Annotated in this window: 12 protein-coding genes; 8 read left to right on the forward strand and 4 right to left on the reverse strand. The window is 72.8% G+C overall.

Translation table 11 applies throughout. The features are described from left to right. A complete protein-coding gene (locus AB0316_RS12255; protein WP_366273288.1) occupies window positions 1-417 on the forward strand; it encodes a MauE/DoxX family redox-associated membrane protein in 417 nt (138 codons plus the stop codon). Here the strand turns inward: AB0316_RS12255 and AB0316_RS12260 are convergent. Together AB0316_RS12260 and AB0316_RS12265 are read right to left on the reverse strand one after the other, a co-directional pair. Next, a complete protein-coding gene (locus AB0316_RS12260) occupies window positions 401-1,258 on the reverse strand; it encodes a GNAT family N-acetyltransferase (protein ID WP_366273289.1) in 858 nt (285 codons plus the stop codon). The genes AB0316_RS12255 and AB0316_RS12260 overlap by 17 nt on opposite strands. A gap of 53 nt (window positions 1,259-1,311) precedes the next feature. Then, window positions 1,312-2,115, reverse strand: coding sequence for a methyltransferase domain-containing protein (locus tag AB0316_RS12265; protein WP_366273290.1), 804 nt, complete (start codon window positions 2,113-2,115; stop codon window positions 1,312-1,314). 171 nt (window positions 2,116-2,286) lie between these two features. Between AB0316_RS12265 and AB0316_RS12270 the strand changes: the two genes are divergently transcribed. The 7 genes from AB0316_RS12270 to AB0316_RS12300 all read left to right on the forward strand — a co-directional run bounded on the left by AB0316_RS12270 (window position 2,287) and on the right by AB0316_RS12300 (window position 9,471). Continuing rightward, window positions 2,287-4,065 carry a proline--tRNA ligase gene (locus AB0316_RS12270; protein ID WP_366273291.1) on the forward strand — a complete coding sequence of 593 codons (1,779 nt, stop codon included), beginning with the start codon at window positions 2,287-2,289 and terminating at the stop codon, window positions 4,063-4,065. Continuing rightward, on the forward strand, window positions 4,062-4,847 hold the full coding sequence (locus AB0316_RS12275; RefSeq protein WP_366273292.1) for an HAD family hydrolase: 786 nt from the start codon (window positions 4,062-4,064) through the stop codon (window positions 4,845-4,847). Before AB0316_RS12270 ends, AB0316_RS12275 begins: the two co-directional genes overlap by 4 nt. Continuing rightward, on the forward strand, window positions 4,844-5,626 hold the full coding sequence (locus AB0316_RS12280; RefSeq protein ID WP_366273293.1) for a TSUP family transporter: 783 nt from the start codon (window positions 4,844-4,846) through the stop codon (window positions 5,624-5,626). Before AB0316_RS12275 ends, AB0316_RS12280 begins: the two co-directional genes overlap by 4 nt. An 83-nt stretch (window positions 5,627-5,709) precedes the next feature. Then, the gene (locus AB0316_RS12285) at window positions 5,710-7,131 is read left to right on the forward strand and encodes a ferredoxin reductase family protein (protein ID WP_366273294.1); all 1,422 of its coding nucleotides are present in this window, start codon (window positions 5,710-5,712) and stop codon (window positions 7,129-7,131) included. Between the two features lie 95 nt (window positions 7,132-7,226). Next, a complete protein-coding gene (locus AB0316_RS12290; protein ID WP_366273295.1) occupies window positions 7,227-7,766 on the forward strand; it encodes an FMN-binding protein in 540 nt (179 codons plus the stop codon). A gap of 49 nt (window positions 7,767-7,815) precedes the next feature. Further along, window positions 7,816-8,619, forward strand: coding sequence for an FAD:protein FMN transferase (locus tag AB0316_RS12295; RefSeq protein ID WP_366273296.1), 804 nt, complete (start codon window positions 7,816-7,818; stop codon window positions 8,617-8,619). A gap of 459 nt (window positions 8,620-9,078) precedes the next feature. After that, complete coding sequence (locus AB0316_RS12300; RefSeq protein WP_366273297.1) at window positions 9,079-9,471, forward strand: hypothetical protein; 393 nt, start codon at window positions 9,079-9,081, stop codon at window positions 9,469-9,471. A gap of 34 nt (window positions 9,472-9,505) precedes the next feature. On the opposite strand, the gene AB0316_RS12305 is transcribed toward AB0316_RS12300, so the two are convergent. Together AB0316_RS12305 and AB0316_RS12310 are read right to left on the reverse strand one after the other, a co-directional pair. Continuing rightward, a complete protein-coding gene (locus AB0316_RS12305; RefSeq protein ID WP_366273298.1) occupies window positions 9,506-10,297 on the reverse strand; it encodes a response regulator transcription factor in 792 nt (263 codons plus the stop codon). A gap of 88 nt (window positions 10,298-10,385) precedes the next feature. Further along, window positions 10,386-12,368 carry a thioredoxin domain-containing protein gene (locus AB0316_RS12310; RefSeq protein ID WP_366273299.1) on the reverse strand — a complete coding sequence of 661 codons (1,983 nt, stop codon included), beginning with the start codon at window positions 12,366-12,368 and terminating at the stop codon, window positions 10,386-10,388. Window positions 12,369-12,445: the final 77 nt, after the last annotated feature.

Below are 12,445 nucleotides of genomic sequence, written 5' to 3' on the forward strand. Positions count from 1 at the left end.
ATGAGGACCGGCCCGAAAGCACCACTTCGCAAGGACGCCGCCGCGCTGGCCGGGCTCTTCGCCCTGTCGGGCACCCTGCACTTCGTCAGGCCGCAGGTGTTCGAGGCCATCGTCCCGAAGCAGCTGCCGGCCCACCGGGCGCTGGTGTATGCCTCGGGCGCGGCCGAGCTCGCCTGTGCGGCAGGCCTGCTCGCGCCTCCGACCCGGCGGGCCGCCGGGATCGCCTCGGCGGCCGTGCTCGTCGCCGTGTTCCCGGCCAACGTGTCGATGGCGACGGGAGCGAGGCGTCGCCTGGCGCGGCGGCCCGGGGACCCGCGTCGCCGCGCCTACCTGGCAGCGACCCTCCTGCGCCTGCCGCTGCAGTGGCCGATGATCCGCATGGCGCTGCGGGCCGCTGGAGTCAGCGGCCGAAGCTGAGCTGGATGTTGTCGCCGACCCGGCGGTAGCCCATCGCCGCGTAGATCGCGTTGGACGTCGGGTTGGCCAGGTCGGTGTAGAGCATGCACGCCTCGCCGGCATCCATGCGGGCCGAGCTGAGCGCCGCGACGACGCCGCTGGCGTAGCCGTGCCCGCGCAGCTCCGGCGGCGTCCACACCCCGGAGATGCGTGTGATGCCGCCGCTCGCCGGTGAGGCGTAGGCCATCGAGACCGGGCGCCCGCCGTCCTCCCACAGCCCGACCCGTCCGTCCGCGAGCTGCTGCGTGAGGGGAGCGGCCCTGCGGCCGCTGCCGTCGACGGCGTCGATGAACTGCTGGTGCCACGCGTCGAGCAGCTCCGTGTCCGCGACCCCCGCGACCCGGAACGTTCCGCTCACCCGGAACGGCAGCACCGGCCGGGTGGGAAGGTCGTAGCGACCGACCTCCATCGTCACCGTCACGGTCGCGCCGGTGCGCTCGGACCATTCCGCCGCGAAGGCCTCGGCCGGACCGCGCGTGCCCCCGACACCGGGCAGTGCGTCGCCCGCCTCGGCGAGCGCAGCGAGCTCGGCGGCGAGGGCCCGGGCCTCGGCGTCCGTGGCGACCGCGACGTGCAGGGGGTGCGGCGGCGTGTGCATGAACGCGGCCACCACCTCGCCCGAGGGGGAGGTGCCGGCCCACCACCGGGGCCCGACGTAGCGGCCAGGGTCGAGAACCAGCGAGCGCGTCACGCTCGCAACGACGCTCATCGCCTCGGGTTCTCGCGCGACGAGGCCGGCGAAGCGGTCCTGGGCCTCGGCAGGGTCCGTCAGGAGGGTGAACGCAAGGGAGGCGGACGGCATACGCCAACACTGGCAAAGTCGGCACGGTTGCGGCCACCCGGTTCCGCCGTCGGTCAGACGCGGGCGAGCACCTCGGCGTGGGTCATGGCGAACCACGCGTCAGGGTGTCGCGACCACGCGAGCCAGGCCGTGCTGATCTCCTCCAGGTCCTCGCGCTTCGCGAGCCCGCGCTCGAGCGCCTGCGTCGCGAACGTCGACTCGAGCGCCCGCCGCGCCCAGACGCCGCCCCACCAGGCGCACTGCTCCGGCGTCGCGTACGTCCACAGCGACGCCGACGGAGTGAGCTGCGTCAGGCCGGCGGCATGCGCCCACGCGACGAGGTGGCGCCCGGCATCGGGCTCGGCGTGGTTGAGGCGGGCCAGCTGCCGGTAGAGGTCGAGCCAGCGCGTCATCCCCTCGGACGCGGGGTGCCACACCATCGAGGCGTAGTCGACGTCGCGCACGGCGATGAGCCCGCCGGGGCGGGTCACCCGCGCCATCTCGCGCAGGGCGCCGACGGGGTCGGGAAGGTGCTGGAGCACCTGGTGGGCGTGCACGACGTCGAAGGACGCGGCGGCATACGGCAGCGTCATGACGTCGGCGAGCTCGAAGCGCGTCCGCTCGTCACCGCGGGCGGCAGCGGTGCGGTGGGCCTCGCCGAGCGGTCCCTCGACGTTCTCGATCCCGACCACCTCACCCGAAGGGCCCACCGCCTCGGCGAGGTCGAGCGTGATCGTGCCCGGGCCACAGCCCACGTCGAGGACCCGCAGGCCCTCGTGGAGGTGGGGAAGCAGGTAGGCGGCTGAGTCCGCGGCCGTGCGCGCGCCGTGCGAGGCGAGCACGCTCGGGTGGTGCCCGTGCAGGTAGACGTCTGCCATGCCGGGACCGTACGCCGGGGGCGCCCCCGGGCGCCGCGACGTCCGCTCCGCGACCACCCGGGGCCCGTCCGCGCCAGCACGTCGTGAGCCGGCCCGTGGACCCCGATATCCTGCCGAGGTTGCGGCGACACCGCCAGCAACCTGAGTCCCATAGTCAGCCGAGGAGTCCCGGTGGCCCTGCACATGTCGTCCCTGTTCCTGCGAACCCTTCGCGAGGACCCGGCGGACGCAGAGGTCCCGAGCCACCGGCTCCTCGTGCGCGCCGGCTACGTCCGCCGCGTCAGCCCCGGCGTCTACACCTGGCTGCCGCTCGGCCTGCGCGTGCTGCGCAACGTCGAGCGGATCGTCCGCGAGGAGATGGACGCCATCGGCGCCCAGGAGCTGCTCTTCCCGGCGCTGCTGCCCAAGGAGCCCTTCGAGGCGACCGGCCGCTGGACCGAGTACGGCGACAACATCTTCCGCCTGCAGGACCGCAAGGGCGCCGACCACCTGCTCGGCCCGACGCACGAGGAGATGTTCACCCTCGCCGTCAAGGACCTCTTCAGCTCCTACAAGGACCTGCCGCTGTCGATCTACCAGATCCAGACGAAGTTCCGCGACGAGGCGCGTCCCCGCGCCGGCGTGCTCCGCGGCCGCGAGTTCGTCATGAAGGACAGCTACTCCTTCGACGTCGACGCCGCCGGGCTCGACAAGAGCTACCAGCTGCACCGCGAGGCCTACGTCCGCATCTTCGACCGCCTCGGCTTCCACTACGTCATCGTCGAGGCGATGGCCGGCGCCATGGGCGGCAGCAAGAGCGAGGAGTTCCTCGCGACGGCCGAGGTCGGCGAGGACACCTACGTGCACTGCACGAGCTGCGGGTATGCCGCCAACGTCGAGGCCGTACGCGTGCCCGCCCCCGACCCGATCGGGTGGGACGGCGTGCCTGCCGCCCACGCCGAGGACACGCCCGACACCCCGACGATCGAGACGCTCGTCGCCCACCTCAACGAACGCTTCCCGCGCGAGGACCGGTCCTGGGTGGCCGGTGACACTCTCAAGAACGTCATCGTCATGCTCGTGCACCCGGACGGCGCCCGCGAGCCGCTCGCCATCGGCGTGCCCGGCGACCGCGAGGTCGACGAGAAGCGGCTCGGCGCCCAGGTCGAGCCGGCCGAGGTCGAGGCCTTCACCGAGGCCGACTTCGCCGCCAACCAGGCGCTCGTCAAGGGCTACATCGGTCCCGGCGCCCTGGGCCTCGAGGGCAGCTCCGGCGTCCGCTACCTGCTCGACCCGCGCGTCGCGGAGGGCACCCGCTGGGTCACCGGTGCGAACGTCGCCGGCCAGCACGTCATCGACCTCGTCGCCGGCCGGGACTTCACCGCCGACGGCACCATCGAGGCCGCCGAGGTGCGCCCCGGCGACCCGTGCCCCAACTGCGACCACACGCTGTCCGCCGCCCGCGGCATCGAGATGGGCCACGTCTTCCAGCTCGGCACCAAGTACGCCGAGGCTCTCGACCTCAAGGTGCTCGACCAGAACGGCAAGCTCGTCACCGTCGTCATGGGCTCCTACGGCGTCGGCGTCTCGCGCGCCGTGGCGTGTGTGGTCGAGGGCAACCACGACGAGTCCGGCATCATCTGGCCGCGCGAGCTCGCCCCGGCCGACGTGCACATCGTCGCCGCCGGCAAGGACGACGCGCTCTTCGTCAAGGCCGAGGAGATCGCCCGCGAGCTCGAGGTGCAGGGCCTCATGGTCCTCGTCGACGACCGCAAGGGCGTCAGCCCCGGCGTGAAGTTCAAGGACTCCGAGCTCATCGGCATCCCGACCATCCTCGTCATCGGGCGCGGCCTCGCGGACGGCAAGGTCGAGATCAAGGACCGCCGGTCGGGGGAGCGGCGCGAGGTCGCGGTGGACGACGTCGTGGCCGCCCTGACGGCCGAGGTGACGGCCGAGGTCGAGCGCTCGTGAGGGGTGGCGCGCGCCCGGTCGAGGCGGTGGTCTTCGACTGGGGTGGCACCCTCACGCCCTGGCACGAGGTCGACCTGCCGCAGCAGTGGCGGGTCTTCGCCCGCACCGTGCACGGCCTGCCGGTCGAGGACCCCGACATGCCCGTGGAGGACCTCGCCGAGGCCGACTCGCTGGCGCTGCGCATCCACGAGGCGGAGGAGCGCGCCTGGCGTCGCGGACGCGAGACGCACGAGAGCGCATCGCTCGCCGCCATCCTCGAGGAGGCCGGGGTCGACCCGGCCCACGACCGGCACCACCTCGCGCTCGCGGCCTACCAGCGCTTCTGGGAGCCGCACACCCACACCGACGAGCAGGTTCGACCCCTGTGGGAGTCGCTGCGGCGCAAGGGGATCCGCATCGGGGTGCTGTCCAACACCATCTGGACGCGGGACTACCACCGCGAGGTGTTCGAGCGCGACGGCGTGCTGCACCTGCTTGACGCCGACGTCTACTCGTCCGAGATCCACGTGGTCAAGCCGCACCCGGAGGCGTTCCATGCCGCCTGCGACGCGCTCGGTGTCGCCCCGGAGCGCGCCGTCTACGTCGGCGACCGCCTCTTCGAGGACGTCCACGGTCCGCACCAGGTCGGCATGCGGGCCATCCTCGTGCCCCACTCCGACATCCCTGCCGGGCAGCGGTCGACCGTCGTCGCCCGCCCGGACGCCGTCGCCGAGGAGCTGCTCGACGTCGCCGGCATCGTGGCCCTCTGGAACCACGAGGCGCGGGCGGACGACGAGGCGTGAGCGACCCCACCCTGACGACCTTGGCGTTCCTGGCCGCGGCTGCCTTCGTCGCCGGCTGGATCGACGCCGTCGTCGGCGGGGGCGGGCTCGTCCAGCTGCCGGCGCTGCTCGTCGGCCTCCCGGGCGCCCTGCCCGCCCAGCTGCTGGCCACGAACAAGTTCGGCTCCATCTTCGGCACCGCGACGAGCTCGGTCACCTTCTACCGGCGCGTGAAGCCCGACCTGCGCACCGCGCTGCCGATGGCGGCCGTCGCCTACGTCGGGTCGATCGGCGGGGCCCTCATCGGCCTGCACATCCCCAAGTCGGCGTTCAACCCGATCATCCTCGTGCTGCTCGTCCTCGTCGGCGCCTACACCCTCTTCAAGCCAGACCTGGGCAAGGAGTCGATCCGACGCTTCCACGGCGCCCGGCACACCGTGCTCGCGATGCTGACGGGCTTCGTCATCGGCGGCTACGACGGCGCGCTCGGCCCCGGCACCGGCAGCTTCCTCGTCTTCACGCTGGTCGGCCTGCTCGGCTACAACTTCCTCGAGGCCAGCGCCAAGGCCAAGATCGCCAACTTCGCCACCAACCTCGGGGCCCTCACGGTCTTCGCCCCGATGGGCCTGGTCATCCTCAAGGTCGGCGTCGTCATCGCCGCCGCCAACCTGCTCGGCGGCTACGTCGGCGCGCGCACCGCGGTGGCACGAGGCAGTGGCTTCGTCCGAGCGCTCTTCGTCGTCATCGTCGCCGCCTTCGTCGTCAAGATCGGCGGGAGCCTGCTCGGCTGGTGGCCGTAGGCCCAGAGATCGCGCAGCACCTCACACGAGAGCACGAACCGGGCCACAGCCCACGCACAGCAGCCGGCCCGAACCTGAGCACCATGACCTCTCTCGCGCTGCCCGACAGCCAGGACCGCGTGGGCGGTGTGGCGTCGCGGCGCCGGGCTCTCGCCCACACCCCGCGCTGGTGGCGGGACGCGACAGCCGTGTTCGCGTGGGGCGTCACGCTCTTCGTCGTCGCCCTCTGGGTGGCAGGGGGAGGCCTGAGCGCCTTCGGCTCCCTCGGTGAGGGCGTCACCAACATCGGCCGACTCACCGGCCTGGTCGCCTCGGTGCTGATGCTGCTGCAGGTGCTCCTCATGGCACGGATCCCCATGGTCGAGCAGGCCTGGGGCCAGGACGAGCTCGCCCGGGTGCACCGGGTCGTCGGCTTCACCTCCTTCAACCTCATGGTGGCCCACATCGTGCTCATCACCGTGGGGTACAGCGCCGGCACGGCCCTGGGCGTCGTGGCCACCTTCGTGGACCAGGTGCTGCACTCGCCCGGCATGCTGCTGGCGCTCGCCGGAACCGTGGCCCTCGTCATGGTCGTCGTCACGTCGGTCAAGAAGGCGCGGGCCCGGCTGCGCTACGAGTCGTGGCACCTGCTGCACCTCTACGCCTATCTCGGCGCCGGTCTGGCCCTGCCGCACCAGCTCTGGACCGGCCAGGACTTCAAGACCAACACCGTCGCCACCGTCTTCTGGTGGGGGTTGTACGCCTTCGCCCTCGTGTCCGTGCTCGTCTACCGGGTGGGCCTGCCGATCGCCCGCTCCGCGCGCCACCGCCTCGTCGTCACGGAGGTGGTGCAGGAGTCGCCGACCGTCACGTCGGTCGTCATGCGTGGTCGCCGGCTCGATCGGCTCCCCGTCCGCGCCGGCCAGTTCTTCCAGTGGCGCTTCCTCGACGGGTCGGGCTGGACACGCGGCAACCCCTACTCCCTCTCGGCGGCTCCCGACGGCCGGTCGCTGCGCATCACGGCCGAGGCCGTCGGCGACTCCAGCTCCAGGCTCGCCCGGCTGCGACCCGGCACGAGAGTGGTGGTGGAAGGGCCCTACGGCCGGATGCACACCGGAGTGCGCACCAGGCACAAGGCGGTGCTGATCGCCGCCGGGATCGGCATCACGCCGCTGCGGGCGATCCTCGAGGAGCTGCCCGCGGCCCCCGACGGGGTCGTCGTGATCTACCGCGTCGGCAGCCAGTCGGACATCGTCCTGGCGGACGAGCTGCTCGACCTCACCCGGGCCAAGGGCGGGCGCGTCGTCGCGGTCGTCGGCCACCGCAACCGCGAGCGCGACAGCTGGCTGCCCGCGGAGGCTGGGCACATCGGCGACGCGGAGGCCCTGCGACGGATCGTCCCCGATGTCGCCGAACGGGACGTCTACGTCTGCGGAAACCCCGCCTGGATGGACGCCGTCATCGCAGCCGCCCGCGAGGCCGGCGTGCCGGCCGACGCCGTCCACCACGAGCGCTTCACCTACTGATCGCGGTGGCGCCGCCTCCGCACCCACGACCCTCGTCACCGTCCGACCCACTTCGCGAATCGAGCCTCACCATGCGCCGTATCGTCCTCTGGGCCATGAGCACCCTGACCGTGCTCGTCCTGCTCTTCAGCTACCACACCTCGCGCAGCTCGACGGCGATCGTGGCGGCGGAGACCCGCCCGGTCACCACGAGCAGCAAGACCTCCGACAGCACGGGGTCCGGCTCTGGCTCGTCCGCCGCCTCCTCGGCCGACTCCGCCGGACAGGACCCGACGTCGGCCTCCGCGACGTCGGGCTCGTCCTCGGGCTCCGGCTCCTCGGGCTCGTCCTCGTCGTCCTCGGCGAGGACCTCGACCGCGGCGAAGACGTACGCCGGTGACGCGATCATGACCCGCTACGGCAACGTGCAAGTGCAGATCACCGTCAAGAGCGGCAAGATCACCGCCGTGGACGTGCTCCAGGTCCCCATGGAGGACCGCCACGACGAGATGATCAACTCCATGGCGGTGCCGGTCTACAACCAGGAGGCCGTCAGCGCCCAGTCGGCGCAGATCGACGTCGTCTCCGGTGCGACCTACACCTGGCAGGGCTACACGCAGTCGCTGCAGTCCGCGATCGACGCAGCGCACCTGTGAGACCCACCAGAGCGGCCGAGCACCGCACGCGTACGAGGAGGAGCAGCCCATGACAGGCCCAGGAGACAGGCCCTCAGGTGTGACCGCCAAGCCGCCCTTTCCCACGGCGCCGGCGCGCCGCGCGTGGGTCGAGCAGATCATGGGGATGCCCATCTCGATCCACCTGCGGGGAGCCGAGGTGGACGGCGAGCGGGCCGAGCGCGCGGTGGCGCAGGCTTTCGCCGTCCTCCGCGAGATGGATGCGATCTTCTCCACCTACCGCGACGACTCCGACCTGATGCGGCTGCGTCGCGAGGAGGTGCCGGTCTCGCAGTGCAGCCCCCTGCTCGAGGAGGCGTTGGCCATCGGACAGCAGGCCGAGGCCGTCACCCGCGGAGCCTTCACCACCCTGCTGCCCACCGGCGACGGGGACCTGGCCTTCGACCCCACCGGTCTCGTGAAGGGCTGGGCCGTCGACCGAGCCTCCGCCCCGCTGGTCGAGCTCGAAGGGATCTCCTTCTGCATCAGCGCCGGCGGCGACGTGCTCGTGGGCGCCCACCCGGACCTGCCCACGGCGGGGCCGGCGGCCATCACCTGGCGCGTCGGCGTGGAGGACCCCCGCGACCGGCAACGCATCGGCCACACCCTGACCCTCGTGCGGGGAGCGGTCGCCACCTCCGGAACCGCCGCCCGCGGTGCACACCTGTACGACCCCGTCGTCGGTGCGATGATCGGCCGGCCCGGATCTGTGACGGTGACGGGACCGACCCTGCTGTGGGCGGACATCTGGGCCACGGCCCTGTTCGTCGGCTCGGCCGAGACCCGCGCGGCGTTCGAGCTCGAGGCGGCCGGCTACAGCGCGACGGAGCTGTGAGGCCCCTGCTCGAGGTGTGCTGAGCTGCCGGTGCGGTCGCGTCGGGAGACAGACCCAACCTGCTTGCGCGTTTCTTGAGCAAACCGTGCGCGCCAGGCGCCTCGCCTCTTGCAGGAGCCCGGGCAGAGTTGTCTCTGTCAGCAGGACCGGTTGGGGGACCACCCGCTGACGGAAGACCTTCGGGCGAGAGCCCGCCGATCCGTGGGGGCGTCATGACCAGCAGCACTCGCATTGACCCTGCAGTGCCGGTGCGCGGTCAGCGGACACCCCACGGACGGCGGGCCACCTCGAAGGACGTGCTGGGGGGAGAGAACCGGGACGGGGCGGAGCAGCTGGTGGGAGGCTGGTCCGCCCCGCTGCCGTTTGCCGGGGGCGGCGCGCAGCCTGTCTTGCTGGTTCGGGCCCCCGGCCCTGACGCCGGCCAGCTGCTCCGCACGTTGCGCGTGCTGCGGGTGCAGCGTGGCCGCTGAGCCGGCCGGGAGCGGCGAGCAGCACCTGGACCCCACGGCGTTGAGCCGGCTCGCTTCCGAGCTCGAGAGCGAGCAGCTCGCCCGGTCGATCGCCGGGACCTACCTCCGGATGCTCGACGTGCGCCTCGCGCGTGCCGCATCGGCGCTCGCCGACCGCGACGAGGTCGCCGCGATGGACGTGCTCCTCAGCCTGCGCGTCTCGTCGGCGACCGTGGGCCTCGTCGGCCTGGAGGCGGCCGCGCTCCAGGTCATCGACGCCGTGCGACGCGGCGAGGCCGACCTCGCCCGCGAGCGGGGCAGCTGGATGCTCGGCCTCGCGGACCGCGCACGCTCCGCGCTCAGGTCGCACCTCGAGCGGCCGGGCCTGACTGTCGTCACCTGACCCGAGGACGCCACCGCGCGCCGGAGGGTGAGCCTCAGAAGGAGTCGGGCTCCTCCATGCGGTAGCCCACCCCGCGCACCGTGCGGATCGGCGCCCGCATGCCGGCCGGTCCGAGCCGGGTCAGCTTGCGGCGCAGGTTGCCCACGTGCACCTCGACGAGGTGCTCCTCGGACCACCCCGGCCCCCACAGGCTCTCGAGCAGCACGGCCCGGGACCAGACGCGCCGGGGCGCGCTCATCAGGGTCGTCAGCAGGTCGAACTCGGTGCGGGTCAGGTCGGCCTCGTGGCTGTCGACCATGGCGACCCGGCTCTCGGGATCGACCGTGATCCGTCCGTGGCGCACGAGGGCCGGCTCCGCCTCGACGGTCGCGGTGGCGGCCGGCGACACGTGCCCGCCCGTCGGTCCGCCGGCACCGTTGGCTGCTGCGACGTCAGCCGCGCCGGATGCACCGGTGCGCGGGCGGCGGAACATCGCGTTGACCCGAGCCTGCAGCTCGCGCGGGCTGAACGGCTTCGTGAGGTAGTCGTCGGCCCCGATCTCGAGGCCCATCAGGCGGTCGATCTCGTCGGTGCGGGCGCTGATCATGACGACGTAGGCCTGGCTGACGTCGCGGACGCGCCGGCACACCTCGATGCCGTCGAGGTCGGGCAGTCCGAGGTCGAGTGTGACGAGGTCGGGGTCGACGGACCCGACGAGCTCGAGTCCGGCCTGGCCCGAGGCGGCCGCGGACACGTCGAAGCCCTGCATCGTCAGGCTGTGCGTGATGAGCTCGCGGATGTCGTCGTCGTCCTCGACCACGACGGCGGTGCGGGTGGGGCTCATCATGCCGCGATTGTTGCAGAATGCGCGGCTTGGACTGGGCAGAACGGGATGGTCGGCAGGTCGCGGGCGCCTGGACAGCGGGATCCGTACGTCACGTGCCGGGCACGTCCAGCCGGGCAGCAAGGGCCTCGGCGTTGCTCTCGGGCAGGTCGCAGACCATCCCGCGGCAGACGTAGGCGGCTGCCCGCCCGTCGAGGAGCGGGCGGTCGGCGAGCAGGGGGACGCCCGGCGCGTCCGGTTCTCCACGGACCACGACGAGCCCGGGGCTGGGGGAGCGTCGGGCCACTCGCTCCAGCGCGTCCGCGTCCGGCCCGCCCCCGACCACCGCGACCTGCAGGGGGCCGGCGACGAGCGCCTCGGCCACCGCGAGCGACCAGCCGCCGAACCGCGGCTCCCGCACGGCCAGCCCGAGGCCGGCGGCGGTGGCGCGGGCACCGTCCTCCAGGGCCCGGGCGTCGCCGCTGAGGGCCCCGAGGGTGACGAGCGCGCCGGCGAGGGCGGACTGTCCGGCCGGCTCGGCGTTGTCCGCGGCGCTGCGCGGCCGGAGGTAGAGCGACTCGGCGCCCGAGGCCGTGTCGTGGAAGCCGCCGTCGTCGGCGGCGAAGGCTCGGGCGGTCGCCAAGATGCCCCGGGCGGCCTCGAGCCACTGCACCTCGCCCGTCACCTGGTGCAGGACGAGCAGGCCCTCGGCGAGGTTGCCGTGGTCGTCTGCCACCGCCCGGGCGGCTCCGACGGTGCCGTGGCGTGACGCGCGCCGCAGCTGCCCGTCCACGAGGTGCACCTCGAGCAGGTGTGCGGCGCACCGGCGCGCCGCCTGGACCCAGTCGGGCCGCTCGAACACCGCGCCTGCTCCCGCGAGGGCGGACAGGGCCAGCCCGTTCCACGACGTGACCACCTTGTCGTCACGACCCGGCTGGGGGCGGTCGGCTCGCGCTGCGAGCAGCCGGGACCGCACGCCTTCGAACCACGACGGGTCGGAGGCGTCGACGGGCAGCTGCAGGGTGGAGGCGCCGTGCTCGAAGGTGCCCTCCTCGGTGACGACAAGGAGGGCAGCGGCCGTGCGGCCGTCTGCGTCGCCGAGGACATCGCGCAGCTGGTCGGGCGTCCACGCGTACGTCAGCCCCTCCACCCCAGCGGCGTCGGCGTCGAGCGAGGAGGCGAAGCCGCCGTCGGGCGTGGCGAGGTCACGGAGCAGGAAGTCGACGGTCTCGGTGACCACTCGCTCGGCCAGGGGATCGCGGGTGACCTTCCACCAGCTGGTGTAGGCGCGCAGGAGCAGGGCGTTGTCGTAGAGCATCTTCTCGAAGTGCGGCACCACCCACCGGGCGTCGACGGCGTAGCGGGCGAAGCCACCGGCGAGCTGGTCGTACATGCCGCTGCGCGCCATCGCCTCCAGCGTGCGACCGGCCATCGCCAGGGAGGTCCGCTCGCCGGCGCGAGCGTGGTGGCGCAGCAGGAACTCGAGCACCATCGACGGCGGGAACTTCGGTGCACCCCCGAAACCGCCTGAGACGTCGTCGAACTCACGAGACAGGCGCTCGACCGCGGAGGACAGTGCGGCCGGCTCGACGGCATACGGCGTCGGCGGGCGCAGGGAGGCGGCGAGGGTGGTCGCGATGTGGGTCCCCGAGGCGCGCACGTCCTGCTCGCGGGTGCGCCACGCCTCGTCGAGGGCGGCGAGCACGTGGAGGAAGTGGTCCTTCGGGAAGTACGTGCCGCAGAAGAAGGGCTCGCCCTCGGGCGTCAGGAAGACCGTCATCGGCCACCCACCGTGGCCGGTGGTCGCGGTGACGGCCGACATGTAGGCGGCGTCGATGTCAGGGCGCTCCTCGCGGTCGACCTTGACCGACACGAACCGCTCGTTGAGCACGGCCGCCACCGTCTCGTCCTCGAACGACTCGTGCGCCATGACATGGCACCAGTGGCAGGCGGCGTAGCCGACGGACAGCAGGACGGGCACGTTGCGCCGACGCGCCTCGGCGAACGCGTCGTCGCCCCACTCCTGCCAGTGCACTGGGTTGTCACGGTGCTGCAGGAGGTAGGGGCTCGTCGCGGCCGCGAGTCGGTTGGTCATGAGGACATCCTCCCGGGCGACGCAGGTCTGGCGGACGCCGTGCCCGTACCCAGCGGCGCCAGGCGGCGGCAAACGGC

Origin of the sequence: Terrabacter sp. NPDC080008, assembly GCF_040702505.1 — a bacterium.
Taxonomy (GTDB): domain Bacteria; phylum Actinomycetota; class Actinomycetes; order Actinomycetales; family Dermatophilaceae; genus Terrabacter.